The sequence below is a fragment of the Amycolatopsis sp. genome (assembly GCF_035276945.1).
Lineage (GTDB): Bacteria > Actinomycetota > Actinomycetes > Mycobacteriales > Pseudonocardiaceae > Amycolatopsis_E.
This window is the reverse complement of record NZ_DATELF010000023.1, coordinates 1-15,280: the sequence shown is the minus strand read 5'-3', so window position 1 is coordinate 15,280 and position 15,280 is coordinate 1. Positions and strand designations below refer to the sequence as shown.

Genomic DNA, 15,280 nt, shown 5'->3' with positions numbered 1-15,280 from the left:
GGCCGCCCTGGCGCGCTGCTGGCGGAGGTGTCGGGGTGAACCGGGAGGCGCCGGCTGCGGCGCCTGCTGGTCGCGTCCTGGGTGTGCTTCGTGGCGCTGGCCGTGCTGAATGCCTCGGCGGTCACGATCGGGTGGTACTGCACCTGAGCGCTATCCTGGTGTGTACCTCTTCGCGGAGGATTGTTGCCCCCGGTCGACGGGCCGGGGGTCTCTGCGAAGAGAACACCGCGAAGGGGATGCGATCATGTCGCAACCGGAGCCAGACCTGCCTGTCGGCAGACGCATCCAACGGGAACGCCAGCGCGCCGGCATGTCCCGCCCGGTACTCGCCGGGCTGGTGGGCCGGTCCGCCGAGTGGCTCAAGGCGGTCGAGACCGGCCGCTTGCAGGTTCCCCGGCTGGGCATGCTGCTCAAGATCGCGCAAGCGCTCAACCTCGACGACCTGGCGACGCTGACCGGCAACGGTTTCGCGGTACCGGTGCAGGTGTTCGCCGGGGAGCGGCACATCGCGCTGTCGGCGGTGCAGGCCGCGCTCACCGAGTACCGGGTCACGCCGGCCGCGACGCCCTCGAACGTTGAGCATCTGGCGATCAGGCTGGATCAGGCGTGGCAGGTTCGGCACTCCACACCAGATCACCGGACGCAGCTCGGCGCGCTCTTGCCAGGTCTGATCCGTGACGCTCAGCTGGCCGCCCGGCTCAGCCCCCGCGAGGAACGTCGCGACGCTCGCCGTGTCCTCGCCGGCGTCTACCGGCTCGCTGACTTCTATGTCGCCTACCAGCCAGCCCCGGAACTTGTGTGGATGGTCGCCGACCGGGCGCTGACCGAAGCGCAAGAGGCCGACGATCCCTACGCCATCGCGGGCGGTGCGTGGGCCATGGTGCAGGCGCTCCGCGACGCCGGTCGGTGGGAAGAAGCGATCGCGCTTGCCAGCGACGCGATCCGCCAACTGGAGCCGCACCTCGACGGCGCCCCCGACGACTGGCGAGGGATCTCCGGAGCGCTCGAAGCCGAGATCGCCTACGTCAACGCACGCCGCGGACGCCACGGCGAGGCGTGGACGCATCTGGAGCGCGCCGACACAACCGCGCGCCACCTCGGCGCGGAGTACCGGCACGTACAGACCTCGTTCTCGATCCCGGTCATGGGTGCACACGCGACCACCATCGGAGTTGAGCTGCGGCGACCCGGTGAAGCACTTCAGGCAGCAGACGGTTTCGACCCGCAGGCGATCACATCACTGGCACGTCGGAGTCGGCACCTGATCGAGATCGCGCGAGCGCATCACCAGCGTGGCGAGCTGCCCGCTGTGTGGGCACTGCTGAATCGTTCGGAACGCACGGCGCGGGAAACGATCCGGTACAACGGGTTCGCCCGTGAAATGCTGATCGAGCTGGGGAAGCGCCCGCCGACCGGGCTTCGCGACGACGTGCAAGACCTCTGTCAGCGCGTTGGCCTCCTGGCCGCGTAGCCCTAACGGGTGAGGGATACAACCTGTACCCCTTGCCACACCGGGATCTTCCTAGCGTCACCTCCAGTAACGGGAGGTCGAGGCGTCGACCATGGCTTCGCTCACGGGCGTTCCTCACCTGGCCGATGTCCGCGGAGGGCATCAAGATCCGCGAGGATGCTCTCCGTCGTCACCCCTGTGCCAGCGTCCCTCGCCAGCGCGTCACGTACCGTTTCGATCGCGGCCTTTTCCGCGCCTGGCGCGCTGTCACGCTCATCTGTTCCTTCATGTAGGCCTGCGGGGACTTACCCCTCCGCCGCCGCTTTACGTATCGCGGCACAGTCCTCGTCGAGGACGTCACGAATCTGAATCGTCGCCTTTAGCGCTGTTCTAGCGCTAAGGAAGGTTGGCGATCAGTTCCGCGGGCGGGACCTTGGTACCGGTGTAGAAGGGGATCTCTTCGCGCACGTGCCGCCGCGCCTCGGTCGCCCGCAGGTGCCGCATGAGGTCGACGATCCGGTGCAGCTCGTCCGCCTCGAAGGCGAGGATCCACTCGTAGTCGCCGAGCGCGAACGAAGCCACGGTGTTGGCCCGCACGTCCGGGTAGCCGCGAGCCTCCTTGCCGTGGTCGGCGAGCATCTTGCGGCGCTCGTCGTCCGGCAGCAGATACCACTCGTAGGACCGTACGAACGGGTACACGCAGACGTACTTGCGTGCCGGCTCGCCCGCCAGGAACGCCGGCACGTGGCTCTTGTTGAACTCGGCGGGCCGGTGCAGCGCGAACTGGCTCCAGACCGGCGTCGACGCCCGGCCCAGCGGCGTGCGGCGGAACCCGGTGTAGGCGGCCTGCACCTGCTCGACCTCCTCGGCGTGCCACCAGATCATGAAGTCGGCGTCGGCGCGCAGCCCGGCGAGGTCGTACACGCCGCGAACCACGACCCCCTTGCCCTCCAGCGCGTCGAGGTACTCGCTGGTCTCGCGGGCGGCGGCGCCACGATCGTCGGGGAGCCTGCCCGGCTCGACCCGGAAGACCGACCAGGCGGTGTAGCGAATGGTGTCGTTGAGCTCGTTGTAGTTCAAGCGCGCCATGACTCCATCATGGCACTCCGGCGATCCGGGCCGCTGCCGCGTCGGCGGTGGCGACGCACGCCGGCACGCCGACCCCGTGCAGCACCGCACCGGTGATCGCCAGCCCGGGCACCGCGGCCACCGCACGCTCGACCCGGCCGACGAGGTCCAGGTGCCCCACCCCGTACTGCGGCAGCCCGCCACCCCACCGGGTGACCAGCACATCCACCGGTTCCGCGGTGATCCCGGTGAGCTCGGCCAGGTCGGCGCGCACCAGGCGCACCAGCTCCTCGTCGGCGGCGCGGAGCGCGCCGGGCTCGCCGAACCGCCCCACCGAGCCGCGCACGAACACCGGCCCACCGTCCAAATGCGACCATTTCCGGCTGGAGAAGGTGAACGCCTTGGCGGCGAACGGCGTGCCGTCGGCGTGCCGCTCCCCGGCCGCGATCAGCACCCCGGAGGCATCCGGCAGCTCGGTGCCCGGCGGCAACGCCAGCGCGACGACCGCCATCGAGGCCAGCTCGACCTCGCCGAGGGCCGCGGAGGCGTCCGGAGCGACCCCCTCCAGCAGCCTGCGGGCGGCCGGCGCGGGCACCGCGAGCACGACGGAGTCCGCTTCCAGGACGTCAGGCCCGGCCTCCAGCCGCCACCCGGTCGGCAACCGGTGCAGCGCGCGCACGGGCGCGTCCAGCCGGATGTCGGGTTTCGCCAGCTCCACCAGCCGGTCGACCAGCGTGCCGAGACCGCTGGTCAGGGTCCCGAAAACCGGTGCTCGGCTCGGCGACGCGGGCAGCAGCGACGCCGCCGCGGAGGTCAGCGAACCCGCGCCCTTGTCGAGCGCGGACGCCAGCGCGGGGACGGTCGCACGCAGGCCGAGGCTGTCGGAGCCACCCGCGTACACGCCGCCGAGCAGCGGATCCACCAGCCGGTCGACCAGCTCGTCCCCGAACCGTTCGCGCAGCAGCGGGCCCAGCGCGACGTCCTCGCCACCGAGCGACACCGGTGGCAGGTCTCCTTCGGCCGCGACGGTGGCACGCCCGGCGTCGGACAGCACGTCGGCCACCGCACCCACGGAGCCCGGGACACCCATCAGAGTGCCGCCGGGCAGAGCGACCCTCCGACCTCCCGCGCGCACGGTCGAGCGCGCGGCGGTCGGGTGGGTCAGCTCCCCGGCGAGCCCGATCTCCTCGATCAAGGCGATGGCTTCCGGCCTGCGTGCGAGAAACGCCTCGGCGCCGACGTCGTAACGGCGGCCGGCGAGTTCGGCCGTGCGGAGCTTCCCGCCCAGCGATCCGGTCGATTCGAGCACCGTGATGGTCGCGGCGTCACCGAGAAGAGTGCGTAGGCGGTAGGCGGCGGCGAGCCCGGAAACGCCTCCACCGATCACCGCGACGCGCCTGGCCATCACGGCTCCAGCCCGTGCACCAGCTCGACCACCCGGGTGAGCACGTCGGGGTCGGTGCCCGGCAACACCCCGTGCCCGAGGTTGAAGACATGTCCGGCGGCGGCCCGCCCTTCCCCGGCCACCCGGCGTACCTCGGCCTCGAGCACCGGCCAGGAGGCGCGCAGCAGAGCCGGATCCAGGTTGCCCTGCACCACGGGCGGCGGTTCGCCGGCCGCGGTGAGCCTGCGCACCGCCTCGTCCAGCGGGATCCGCCAGTCGACGCCGACGACGTCGGCGCCCGCTTCCCGCATCGCGGGCAGCAGTTCACCGGTGCCGACACCGAAGTGGATCCGGGGCACGCCGTAGTCCGCGAGGCCACCCAGCACGGTGGCCGAATGCGGCAGCACGAACTCGCGGTACTCGCGCAGCGACAGCGCGCCGGCCCACGAATCGAACAACTGCACCGCGTCCACACCGGCGTCCAGCTGCGCGCGCAGGAAGGTCAGCGCAACGTCGGCCAGCCGCCCGGCCAGTTCGTGCCAGAGCTCCGGCTCCGAGTGCATGAGCGCCTTGGTGTGCTCGTAGTTGCGGCTCGGCCCACCCTCGATGAGGTAGGACGCGAGAGTGAACGGCGCCCCGGCGAACCCGATCAGCGGGGTGTCGCCGAGCCGTTCCACCAGCAGCCGTACTCCCTGCGCCACCGGACCCACCTGCCCGGGCTCGAGCCGGGGCAGCGCGGCGACGGCACCGGCGTCGCGCACCGGGGCGGCCGCCACCGGACCGGTCCCCGGGACGATGTCGATGTCGACACCCGCCGCGTACAGGGGCACCACGATGTCGCTGAACAGGATGGCCGCGTCGACCCCGTGCCGCCGCACCGGCTGCAAGGTGATCTCCGCGAGCGTCTCGGGATCGAAACAGGCCTTGAGCATCGGCACGCCTTCGCGGATCGCGCGATACTCAGGCAGGGAACGACCGGCCTGGCGCATGAACCACACCGGCAACCGGGTGGGCCGACCACCCCGGACGGCGACCAGGAAGGGCGCGCCGGACAGGTCGCGGGCTGTAGTGGACATCGTCCACATCGTGCCACCATCCGAAGGCACCGGGCCGGCGAGGGCATGTGACGCGTTTCCGTCGGTGTGTCTACCCCGGGTAAGTGCCGTTCGAGTCTTACAGTCGGTCGTGTGACCGCGATGACGCATGCGCCCGAGTTGTTCCGTGAAGCCGTCGCGGCGCTACAAGCCGTCCGGCCGAGGCCGGAGGTGAGCCTGGAGAGCGTGCGCGCACCCCAACGCCTCGCCCCGTGGGCGTACGCGCTCGGCTGCGAGGCCACCGGACCGGCCGACGTGCTGGCCAGCGGAAGGCTGGTGCTGCTGCACGACCCCGAAGGCCACGAGGGTTGGAAGGGCGTGTTCCGGCTGGTGGTCTACGTGCGTGCCGAACTCGACCGTGAGCTGGCCAGCGACCCGTTCCTGCCCGCGGTCGGCTGGTCGTGGCTGACCGACGCCCTGGAGACCTCCGGCGCGTCGTGGACGGCGCTCGGTGGCACGGTCACGGAAACCTCCTCGGCCCGTTTCGGCGAAATCTCCGGGCCGGTCCGCACCGACGACCTGGAGCTCCGCGCGTCCTGGACCCCGACCGACGCCAACCTGCGGCCCCACGGCGAGGCGTTCCTGCAGCTCATGTCCAGCGTGGCGGGATTGCCACCGGTCGGGGTAACTCTTTTCCGGCAGACGTCCTAGCAGGCTCTCGCCGCCGACGAGCGAACGAAAATCGTCGGTGGTCGCTCGTAGCTTGAGTGCACAGCGACCGAAGGAGCCTTCATGACCGGCAAGACCGCCTACCTCTACGTCCTGGACACCCTCGCCGACTGGGAACCGGGGTTTCTGACCGCGGAACTCAACAGCGGCCGGTACTTCGCCCGGCCGGACACGCGAATACCCGTGCGCACGGCCGGACTCACCACCGAGCCGGTCACCACCATGGGCGGGCTGCGCGTCAGGCCCGAGGTCCCCATCGACGAGATCAGGCCCCAGGACGCGGCGATCCTCATCCTGCCCGGCGGGAACACCTGGCTGGAGCCGCTGCACGACCCGGTGCCGGCCAAGGCGGCCGAGTTCCTGGCCGCGGGCGTGCCGGTCGCGGCCATCTGCGGAGCGACGCTGGCGCTCGCCAACGCGGGAATGCTCGACGAACGGCGGCACACCAGCAACAATCTCGGTGCGTTGCGGGCCATGTGCCATGGCTACGCTGGGGCCGGGCACTTCGTGCCGGAGCCCGCGGTGACGGACGGCGACCTGATCACGGCCAGCGGCTCGGCGCCGCTGGAGTTCGCCAGGGAAGCGCTCGCACGGCTCGGTGTACTCGCTCCGGCCTCCCTGGAGGCCTGGTACCGGCTGCACGCCAAGCCCGCGGAGGGTATGCCTACGTCGAGCTGATGGCCCCACTACCCGGCGCGACTGGGGCCGACTAGAGTGCAGTGGGCAGATGCACGGTCCGTATGCACGCGCACCCGCCGGGTCACAAACCCTTCATTATCGTGCACGCTACGCGGTCTGTTAGCCACTGGCAGGATATTAACCCGATCGTGTTACAACAACACGACATAATCATTACTCGATCGGGATAGATACTTGTTCGATCCCCCCGAAGACCCCCTAGTGCGGCTAGAGTGCCCTTCGACGACACCACTTTCGGTCTAGAGCTGGCGCGGCTGATTGGCCGAAAGTCCCGGTGCCGGTCGGGGGGCACGACCGACTCCAGGGAGGTAGTGACGTGGCTGCCGTCGGCTTATCTCAGGCCGTCAGATCCACGCCAGCCGGCGCGTTGCCGGCGAGCATGGTTCCGCACCCGCGGGAAGAGCTGTTTTCCGTGCTGGTGGTCGATGACCACCCGCTGCTAAGGGAGGCGATTGCCGCACGGCTCGCTCAAATGGGAGCGGGCACAGTACACGAGGCTGCCTCGGTGGCCGAGGCGAGGGCGCGGGCGACCGCGACGGGTCCGTGCGACCTGGCCATCCTCGATCTCGGCCTGCCCGACGGCAGCGGTATCGAGCTGGTCACGGAGCTCCGTAACCACGGCTGGCCTCGGATCGTGGTACTCGCCTCGTCGGACGACCCGTACGCGGTTCGCTCGGCGTTCCAGGCTGGTGCCCAGGCATACCTGCTCAAGTCCGCGTCGCCGATGGTGGTGACGGACGGCGTGCGCAGGGTGCTCGAGGGCGGTGTGTACGCGGACCCGAGCGTGGCTCCGGTGCTGGCCACCGGTACCCGCGTCCCGGGCACCGACAACACTCCGCGCGAACTGTCCGCCCGCGAGGTGGAGGTTCTCCAGCTGGTCGCGGACGGCCAGTCCAACAAGGAAATCGGCGAGGAGCTCAGCCTCTCCGCGCTCACCGTGAAGTCGCACCTGTCCCGTATCGGGCGCAAGCTCGGCACCGGGGACCGGGCACAGATGGTAGCGCTGGCGATGCGGGCAGGCGTGATCCGCTGACTTCGGCGTAACGCCCGGGGACGGGCGCACCGGGCGCGATGTGCCCGTCCCGTAGGGTTGACCGCTGTGGAAGCCGCAGATCAAGGCACCGGGGTGACCCAGGAGCCCATCCTGCTCCGGGAGCCGTCCGAAGGGACGCCCCCGGTCATCGCCGATCCAACGGAGCTGGCGCTGGCCTGCGAGAAACTCGAGGCCGGCACCGGTGCCGTCGCGGTGGACACCGAGCGCGCCTCGGGCTACCGGTACTGGCCCAAGGCGTACCTGGTCCAGCTCCGGCGCGAGGGCGCCGGCACGGTGCTGCTCGACCCGATCGCCCTGGCCGACGACCTCGGGCCGCTTCAGCGTGTCCTCAACGGCCTGGAATGGGTGCTGCACGCGGCCTCGCAGGACTTGCCGTGCCTGGCCGAGCTGGATCTGGCCCCCGCGAGCCTGTTCGACACCGAACTGGCGGGCAGGCTGGCCGGCTACGACCGGGTGGCGCTCGGCACGCTTGTGGAACGCCTGCTCGGCTACCAGCTGGAAAAGGGGCACAGTGCGGCCGACTGGTCCCGGCGACCACTGCCGGTGGACTGGCTCAACTATGCGGCCCTCGATGTCGAACTGCTGGTCCCCCTGCGCGAGAAACTCGAGGCCGAACTGGACGCGCAGGGCAAGCTCGAGTGGGCGCGCCAGGAGTTCGAGGCGGTGCGGAACGCCCCGCAGCCGGGCCCGCGGGCCGAACCGTGGCGCCGCACCTCGGGAATCCACAAGGTACGCACCGCGCGCGGTCTGGCGGCCGTACGGGCGCTCTGGGAGGCGCGGGACGAACTGGCCCGCAAGCGCGACCGGGCACCGAGCCGGGTGCTGCCGGACAGCGCGATCGTCAACGCCGTCCTCGCCGATCCGCGCACCATCGCCGAGCTGCAGGCACTGCCGGTGTTCAGCGGCCGGGTCCAGCGCCGCTACACGGCGAACTGGTTCCGGCACCTCCAGGCCGCGCGGACGTTACCCCGCGAGGAACTGCCCAACCCGTCACAACCGAACGACGGCCCGCCCCCGGCCAATCGCTGGGCCGACAAGGACCCCGACGCGGCGGCGCGCCTGGCGGCCGCCCGCACCGCACTCACCAAGGTCGCCGAGCATCGCCAGCTTCCGGTGGAGAACCTCCTGCTCCCCGACCTCGTCCGGCGCACCTGCTGGCGTCCCCCCGAGGACCGCTCCGTGGACGGCGTGGCGGAGGTGCTGCGCGCCGGTGGCGCCCGGCCCTGGCAGGTCGAGCTGACGGCACCGGAGCTGGCCGAAGCACTCCGCACCACCGCGAAAGGCTGACAGGCCCTTTCCGAAGACACGGGTTGTCGCCATCCGGTCACCGAAAGGTGGCGTGGGCCACTCGACCGGGGCCGAGGGCTGGTTACCCACGGGTAACAAAGGCTATGGTGCTAGGGGTAAGTCCCAGAACTTGTGAGGAGCGACCGTGGCCGCAACACCCCTGGCGGCAGCCACCTCCCGTGCGGTGCGCACCGTGGCCTTCGTGGAAGGCGTGCGCACCCCGTTCGGCAAGGCGGGCGACAAGGGCATCTACGCCAACACCCGGGCCGACGACCTCGTTGTCAAGGTGATCCGCGAGTTGCTGCGCCGCCATCCCGAACTGCCCCCCGAGCGCGTCGACGACGTCGCCATCGCCGCCACCACCCAGACCGGCGACCAGGGCCTGACCATCGGCCGGACCGCCGCGCTGCTGGCCGGGCTGCCCAAGTCCGTGCCCGGCTTCGCCGTGGACCGGATGTGCGCGGGCGCGATGACCGCGGTGACCTCGGTCGCGAGCGGCATCGGGTTCGGCGCCTACGACATCGCGATCGCGGGCGGCGTCGAGCACATGGGCCGCCACCCGATGGGCGAGGGCGTGGACCCCAACCCGCGGATCATCGCCGACAAGCTGGTCGATCCTACCGCGCTGGTGATGGGCCAGACCGCGGAGAACGTGCACGACCGCTTCCCCGCGATCACCAAGCAGCGCGCGGACGCCTACGCCGCGCGGAGCCAGGAGCGCTACGCCGACGCGGTCAAGGCGGGCAAGATCGGCCCCGAACTGGTGCCGGTCGCGACCCGCCACCCCGAGCTGGGCTGGGGCCTGGCCACCGAGGACGAGCCGCCGCGGCCGGGCACCACGGTGGAGGCCCTGGCGAACCTCAAAACACCGTTCCGCCCGCACGGCCGGGTCACCGCGGGCAATTCCGCGGGCCTGAACGACGGTGCCACGGGCGCGATCCTCGCCGACGAGGAGATTGCCCACGAACTCGGCCTGCCGGTCGCCATGCGGCTGGTCGGCTATGCCTTCGCCGGCGTCGAGCCGGAGGTGATGGGCATCGGTCCGCTGCCCGCCACGGAAAAGGTGCTGGCGCGCACCGGACTGTCCATTTCGGACATCGGACTGTTCGAGATCAACGAGGCGTTCGCCGTGCAGGTGCTGGCCTTCCTCGACCACTTCGGCATCGACGCGGACGACCCGCGGGTCAACCCCTGGGGCGGCGCGATCGCCTGTGGCCACCCGCTGGCCTCCTCGGGCGTGCGGCTGATGACGCAGCTGTCCCGGCAGTTCGCCGAGCATCCCGAGGTGCGCTACGGCATGACCACCATGTGCATCGGAATCGGCATGGGCGGCACCGTCATCTGGGAGAACCCGAATCACCACGGGAGCACGAAGTGACTTTCACCGTTGAGCAGGCCAGGGCCGCCTTTCCCGACGAGGTCGTGACACGGGCGGTGACGCGGCTGATTTCGGTGCCCGGGCTGGACAAGCCGGTCGCACTGATCACTTTGGACAACGGGCACGACCACACCCGGCCGTCCACCTTCGGCCCGCAGGGCCTGGTCAGCCTGAACGCCGCGCTGGACGAGGCGTTCGCGGCCCAGCCGGCGGCGATCGCGGTGACCGGCAAACCGTTCGTCTTCGCGGTCGGCGCGGACCTTTCCGGTGTGGAAGCGATTTCGGAGCCGTTGCTGGCGCACCAGATCGCCGAAACCGGGCACTCGGTGTTCCGCAGGCTCACCGAGTCCGCGATCCCTACCTTCGCCTTCGTCAACGGCGCTGTGATGGGCGGCGGGCTCGAACTCGCGCTGTCCTGCCACTACCGGACGCTGTCGGAGAACACGGCCGCGATCGCGTTCCCCGAAGTGTTCCTCGGCCTGTTCCCCGGCTGGGGCGGCACGCAGTTGCTGCCGAACCTGATCGGGCCGGACGCCGCGGTGACCGTGATCATCGAGAACGCGCTGAACCAGAACAAGATGCTCGACGTGGCCAAGACCGCCGGGCTCGGGATCGTGGACGAGGTGCTCGGTTCGGCCGACTTCCTCGAGCGGTCCCTCGCCTGGCTGGTGAAGGTGGTGCGCGGTGAGGTCACCCCTGCCCGGCGGGAGATCGACCGGGGCGAGGCGTGGGACGCCGCGATCGCCCGCGCCAAATCCATTGTGGACGGAAAGACGCACGGCGCGTCGCCGGGTGCGACCAAGGCCGTCGAGCTGCTCGAACTGGCCCGCACCACCGACCTCGGCACCGGCTACGCCGCGGAGACCGATGCACTGGCCGAACTACTGGTGAGCGACACGCTGCGCGCCGGGCTGTACTCGTTCAACCTGGTCAACAAGCGGGCGAAGCGGCCGGCGGGAGCGCCCGACAAATCGTTGGCACGCAAGGTGAACAAGGTCGGCGTGGTCGGCGCGGGGCTGATGGCGAGCCAGCTCGCGCTGCTGTTCGTGCGCAGGCTGATGGTGCCGGTCGTGCTGACCGACGTCGACCAGGCACGCATCGACAAGGGTGTGTCCTATGTGCACGGTGAGCTGGACAAGCTACTGAGCCGGAAGCGGATTTCACCTGACCAGGCCAACCGGCTGAAGGCGCTGGTCACCGGTTCGCTCGACAAGGCCGCCTTCGCCGACGCCGACTTCGTGATCGAAGCCGTGTTCGAGGAGATGAGCCTCAAGCAGCAGGTGTTCGGCGAGCTGGAATCCCATGTCTCGCCCGAGGCGATTCTCGCCACCAACACCTCGTCGTTGTCGGTCAGCGAGATGGCGTCGAAGCTGACGCATCCCGAACGGGTCGTCGGCTTTCACTTCTTCAACCCGGTGGCCGTGCTGCCGCTGCTGGAGATCGTGCGCGGCGACAAGACCGACGACGCATCGCTGGCCACCGCGTTCGCGGTCGGCAAGCAGCTGAAGAAATCCTGCGTGCTGGTCAAGGACGCGCCCGCGTTCGTGGTGAACCGGCTGCTGCTGCGGTTCCTCGGCGAGGTGCTGACCTCGGTCGACGAGGGCACACCGTTCGAGGTCGCCGACCGGGCGCTGGAACCGCTCGGGCTGCCGATGTCGCCGCTGACCCTGATGCAACTGGTCGGCCCGGCGATCGCGCTGCACGTCGGCGAAACGCTGCACGCGGCGTTCCCCGACCGGTTCGTCCTGAGCGAGAACCTGCGGCGGTTCGTGAAGTCCGGCAAGACCGCCGTGTGGCAGTGGGACGCCTCGGGCAAGCCGTCGGTGGACGCCGAGGTCGCGCGACTGTGGGAGCGCGGGGACAAGCCGTCCACCGAGGGGGAGGTACGCCGGCGCGCGCTGGCCGCCATCGCCGAGGAAATCGGGATCATGCTGGACGAAGGCGTGGTCGCCGAGGCGCAGGACATCGACCTGTGCCTGCTGCTCGGTGCCGGCTGGCCGTTCTGGCTCGGCGGCATCACCCCGTACCTCGACCGCACCGGCGTCTCCGAAAAGGTCAACGGCAAACCGTTCCTGGCCCCTGGCATCGCCTCGGTTCCCGCCTGACCACAGCGTGAAGGCCGTCATCAGGGAATTAGGGCACCCGATGACGGCCTTCACCGCTTGCCGGTCACACACCACGCCTCGATAGGCCCGCGCTGAAAGTGCGCGGGCCGATGGCCGAGGCGGTTACCAAAAACGCTCGGCGAAAGTCTTGGCGAGTCTGCGCTCGCCGGTTCCGGCTCCGTTTCACAAAGGCCAACCAGGGCCTCGACCCGGATGCCCTGACCGTCGACGCTGCCGGCGCGGTGACGGCTGTGATCCTGTCGACCGAGCTGACCGACACGCACGCCTCGCTCCGATCGACCTGGACATGGCCGCCGACGGCATCCGCGGCGAAACCTTGTACTGGGATCCCCGGGTTTCCGATCCCAAGGAGGTGTGAACCGGATCATCGCGACCAATGCCGGGAGCGACCATGGGCTGGTCCTCACCTGTGATCTTCAGGTTTCTCGGCTTGCCCGCCCGCGCTGCGGTAACCCGACTCGAACGTGATGTGCACCGCGCGTTCCACCTCGTCATCCGGGATCTTGTAGACGCCGAGACCAAGCCTGGGCATGTGGACGCCGTTGTTCAGCTCGATCGCGGGAACCATGACGGCACCATAACCGCGCGACCACCCGTACGCAGTGGCCAGTGGGCAGTGGGCAGTGGGCAGTGGGCAGTGAAAAGGCAACTCGGCCGCCGCGAAACACCGACTCGCCCGTTACGAAACACCGACTCGGCCGTTGCGAAACACCGACTCGGCCGTTGCGAAACACCGACTCGGCCGTTGCGAAACACCGACTCGGCCGTTGCGAAAGGCCGACTCGCGCGGCGAGAAAGGGCAACTCGCAAGCGGTCAGGGGACGGTGGGGAGCCGGACGGTGACGGAGAGGCCGCCGCCGACGACGGGTTCCGCGGTGACACGGCCGCCGTGGGCCTCGACGGCGGCGCGCACGATCGACAGGCCGAGGCCCGCGCCCGTCCGCGCCGTGCGGGCCACGCCCGCGCGGCGGAAGGGCTCGAACAGCTCGTTCACGATCGCCGGGTCCACCAGCGCTCCCGAGGACCGCACCCGCAGGGTCGACCAGCCGGAGCGCACCTCCGTCAGGACCTCGATCCAGCCGCGCTCGGTATTGTGCCGCACAGCGTTCTCCAGGAGGTTCCCGGCGATCCGTTCGAGCAGTGCGGGGTCGCCTCGCACCGGGGCCGGTGCGCAGCGAAACTCGGCGCGGATGCCGTGCTGGTCGGCTTCGCCGCGCACGGCCCGCCAGGCTGTGGCGACCACCGCCGCCAGGTCGGCCCGCTCGTTCACCGCGAGCCCGGCCCCGTCGGTGCGGGCGAGCAGCAGCAGCGAGCCCACCAGCTGTCCGGCGCGCTCGGTGGCGTCCCGCACCACCACGCCCATTCGCCTCAACTCCGTGAGGTCGGCGTGCGGATCGGAGAGCGTAACGTCGAGTTCGGTGCGGATCACCGACAGCGGAGTGCGCAGCTCATGGCTGGCGTTGGCGACGAAGTGCCGCTGTGCCTCGAAAGCGGCTTGCAGCCGGTCGAGCATCGCGTCGAAGGTGTGCGCCAGTTCGGCGAGTTCCCCGCGCGCGTCGACGTCGCCGATCCGCTCCCCCAGCGACTCCACGGAAAGCCGCCGGGCGGTGCCGGTGATCTCGCGCAGCGGGCGCAGCACCCGCGAGGTGAAAGTCCAGGCCAGGATCGCGGTCGCGACGATGACGCAGCAGAACGCGATCGACCCGGCCAGCAACAGCTTGTCGCGCGCGTACTGCTGCAGGTGCGCGGTCAGCGCCGAGGCGTCCACCTCGACGCCGTCCACCTGGACGGGTGTCCCCGGCGGCAACTGCGGCACTGCCGCGACCGCATCCCCGACCAGGGTCCAGGCGAGCCACATGAGCACGATGCTGACCCCGGCCGCCAGCCCGGTCGCGAGCAGGGTGATCCGCGCCCGCAGGCTTCTGCGGCTCACTCCGTCACGAAGCCTGTGGTGGTTACGTACACTCACCCGCCGATTCTGCGCGCCCGGTTACTCGGCTCCCGCGCCGGGCACGCGGTACCCGGATCCCACCACGGTTTCGATGATTCCGGGCTCGCCGAGCTTCTTGCGCAGTGTCATCACGGTGACCCGGACGGTGGTGGTGAACGGGTCGGCGTTCTCGTCCCAGACCCGTTCCAGCAGTTCCTCGCTGCTGACCACGGCGCCCTTCGCCGACAGCAGCACCTCCAGCACGCCGAACTCCTTGCGGGTCAGCTCGACCGGCCCGCCCGCCCGGCGCACGGTACGCCGCGCCGGATCGAGTTCGACGTCACCGGCGGTGAGCAGCGGCGGCGCGGCCGGGGTGGCCCGGCGGCCGAGCGCGCGCACCCGCGCGACCAGTTCCGGGAACGCGAACGGCTTGGACAGGTAGTCGTCCGCCCCGAGCGACAGGCCGGCCACGCGATCGGACACCGTGCCGCTCGCGGTCAGCATGAGGACCCTGGTCAGCTCGCCGGAGCCGACGATCTCCTTGCACAGTTCGTCGCCGGACATCCCGGGCAGGTCGCGGTCGAGCAGCACCACGTCGTACCGGGTGATGCTCGCCTTCTCGTGCCCGTCGTCGCCGTTGAGGGCGACATCGACCGCCATACCCTCACGGCGCAGCCCGCGCGCGATCGCGTCGGCCAGCGGTTCCTCGTCCTCGACCACCAGAACTCGCACGTCAATCACCGTGCCACAGATTCCTGAGAGCCAGTTATGAGAGATCCACCCCAACGTAGTGCTTGCCGTCGAAGTTCTCCACCTCGACCTGCGCGACGTCGTCCGGGGCGATCAGGGCCGAGCCGTCGAGCGTGGTTCCGCTCGTCTCCCCGCTCTCCGAGACGAGCCAGCTGCCCGCCTCCTCCCGCGCGCCTTCCCGGGAAACGACAAACATCCGGCATTTCTCTCCCTTGGGTATGCCCTTGACATCCGCGCTCAACCGCACCCAGCCCGCGGCCGGTTGCACGGAGACCTTCATCGACGCGCCCGTGGCCGAGTCGGTGTACGACATGGTCTTCGTGCCCGGGGACAGTGCGTTCGTACCCGCCGTGACGCGGCCGACCGCCGCGCCGCCGGCCGCCAGCGCGGC

13 protein-coding genes and 1 pseudogene are annotated in these 15,280 nt (G+C 70.2%); 7 read left to right on the top strand and 7 right to left on the bottom strand.

The annotated features are described in order from the left end of the window. Nucleotides 1-244: 244 nt before the first annotated feature. The gene (locus VJT49_RS03090; protein ID WP_324163108.1) at nucleotides 245-1,471 is read left to right on the top strand and encodes a helix-turn-helix transcriptional regulator; all 1,227 of its coding nucleotides are present in this window, start codon (nucleotides 245-247) and stop codon (nucleotides 1,469-1,471) included. A 375-nt stretch (nucleotides 1,472-1,846) separates the two neighbouring features. Here the strand turns inward: VJT49_RS03090 and hemQ are convergent, their stop codons facing one another. The 3 genes from hemQ to hemE are packed head-to-tail and all read right to left on the bottom strand — an operon-like array spanning nucleotide 1,847 to nucleotide 4,987. Then, on the bottom strand, nucleotides 1,847-2,539 hold the full coding sequence (hemQ, locus tag VJT49_RS03085; RefSeq protein ID WP_324163106.1) for a hydrogen peroxide-dependent heme synthase: 693 nt from the start codon (nucleotides 2,537-2,539) through the stop codon (nucleotides 1,847-1,849). Between the two features lie 7 nt (nucleotides 2,540-2,546). Next, nucleotides 2,547-3,923, bottom strand: a complete 1,377-nt coding sequence (hemG, locus tag VJT49_RS03080; protein WP_324163105.1) for a protoporphyrinogen oxidase — start codon at nucleotides 3,921-3,923, stop codon at nucleotides 2,547-2,549. Next, nucleotides 3,923-4,987, bottom strand: coding sequence for a uroporphyrinogen decarboxylase (gene hemE, locus VJT49_RS03075; protein WP_324163102.1), 1,065 nt, complete (start codon nucleotides 4,985-4,987; stop codon nucleotides 3,923-3,925). The genes hemG and hemE overlap by 1 nt, the downstream gene beginning before the upstream one ends. Before the next feature lie 102 nt (nucleotides 4,988-5,089). On the opposite strand from hemE, the gene VJT49_RS03070 reads away from it, so the two are divergent. The 6 genes from VJT49_RS03070 (at nucleotide 5,090) to VJT49_RS03045 (ending at nucleotide 12,188) form a co-directional block, all read left to right on the top strand. After that, nucleotides 5,090-5,647, top strand: coding sequence for a DUF3000 domain-containing protein (locus VJT49_RS03070; RefSeq protein WP_324163101.1), 558 nt, complete (start codon nucleotides 5,090-5,092; stop codon nucleotides 5,645-5,647). An 81-nt stretch (nucleotides 5,648-5,728) separates the two neighbouring features. After that, nucleotides 5,729-6,343 (top strand): type 1 glutamine amidotransferase family protein, encoded by a 615-nt coding sequence (locus VJT49_RS03065; protein ID WP_324163098.1) that lies wholly within the window; start codon nucleotides 5,729-5,731, stop codon nucleotides 6,341-6,343. A 400-nt stretch (nucleotides 6,344-6,743) separates the two neighbouring features. Next, nucleotides 6,744-7,397, top strand: coding sequence for a response regulator (locus VJT49_RS03060; protein WP_208025732.1), 654 nt, complete (start codon nucleotides 6,744-6,746; stop codon nucleotides 7,395-7,397). A gap of 93 nt (nucleotides 7,398-7,490) precedes the next feature. Then, on the top strand, nucleotides 7,491-8,705 hold the full coding sequence (locus tag VJT49_RS03055) for a ribonuclease D (RefSeq protein ID WP_324163094.1): 1,215 nt from the start codon (nucleotides 7,491-7,493) through the stop codon (nucleotides 8,703-8,705). A 184-nt stretch (nucleotides 8,706-8,889) separates the two neighbouring features. Next, complete coding sequence (locus VJT49_RS03050) at nucleotides 8,890-10,083, top strand: thiolase family protein (RefSeq protein WP_324163110.1); 1,194 nt, start codon at nucleotides 8,890-8,892, stop codon at nucleotides 10,081-10,083. After that, nucleotides 10,080-12,188 carry a 3-hydroxyacyl-CoA dehydrogenase NAD-binding domain-containing protein gene (locus tag VJT49_RS03045; protein WP_324163092.1) on the top strand — a complete coding sequence of 703 codons (2,109 nt, stop codon included), beginning with the start codon at nucleotides 10,080-10,082 and terminating at the stop codon, nucleotides 12,186-12,188. The genes VJT49_RS03050 and VJT49_RS03045 overlap by 4 nt, the downstream gene beginning before the upstream one ends. Nucleotides 12,189-12,612: 424 nt before the next feature. Here VJT49_RS03045 and VJT49_RS03040 read toward each other — a convergent pair whose 3' ends face one another. From VJT49_RS03040 to VJT49_RS03025, 4 genes and pseudogenes are all read right to left on the bottom strand, one after another. Continuing rightward, nucleotides 12,613-12,777 (bottom strand): hypothetical protein, encoded by a 165-nt coding sequence (locus VJT49_RS03040; RefSeq protein WP_324163091.1) that lies wholly within the window; start codon nucleotides 12,775-12,777, stop codon nucleotides 12,613-12,615. Between the two features lie 246 nt (nucleotides 12,778-13,023). Beyond that, on the bottom strand, nucleotides 13,024-14,142 hold the full coding sequence (locus tag VJT49_RS03035) for a sensor histidine kinase (RefSeq protein WP_324163089.1): 1,119 nt from the start codon (nucleotides 14,140-14,142) through the stop codon (nucleotides 13,024-13,026). 57 nt (nucleotides 14,143-14,199) lie between these two features. Then, nucleotides 14,200-14,871, bottom strand: coding sequence for a response regulator transcription factor (locus VJT49_RS03030; protein WP_324163087.1), 672 nt, complete (start codon nucleotides 14,869-14,871; stop codon nucleotides 14,200-14,202). A 34-nt stretch (nucleotides 14,872-14,905) separates the two neighbouring features. Further along, a pseudogene (locus VJT49_RS03025) lies at nucleotides 14,906-15,280 on the bottom strand (anti-sigma factor); the annotation flags it as partial.

Excerpts from the sequence above, each read along its gene's own strand:
- VJT49_RS03060 (WP_208025732.1), top strand. The coding sequence starts at position 6,744 with ATGGTTCCGCACCCGCGGGAAGAGCTGTTTTCCGTGCTGGTGGTCGAT.
- hemG (WP_324163105.1), bottom strand. The coding sequence starts at position 3,923 with ATGGCCAGGCGCGTCGCGGTGATCGGTGGAGGCGTTTCCGGGCTCGCC.
- VJT49_RS03040 (WP_324163091.1), bottom strand. The coding sequence starts at position 12,777 with ATGGTTCCCGCGATCGAGCTGAACAACGGCGTCCACATGCCCAGGCTT.
- hemE (WP_324163102.1), bottom strand. The coding sequence starts at position 4,987 with ATGTGGACGATGTCCACTACAGCCCGCGACCTGTCCGGCGCGCCCTTC.
- VJT49_RS03090 (WP_324163108.1), top strand. The coding sequence starts at position 245 with ATGTCGCAACCGGAGCCAGACCTGCCTGTCGGCAGACGCATCCAACGG.
- VJT49_RS03065 (WP_324163098.1), top strand. The coding sequence starts at position 5,729 with ATGACCGGCAAGACCGCCTACCTCTACGTCCTGGACACCCTCGCCGAC.
- hemQ (WP_324163106.1), bottom strand. The coding sequence starts at position 2,539 with ATGGCGCGCTTGAACTACAACGAGCTCAACGACACCATTCGCTACACC.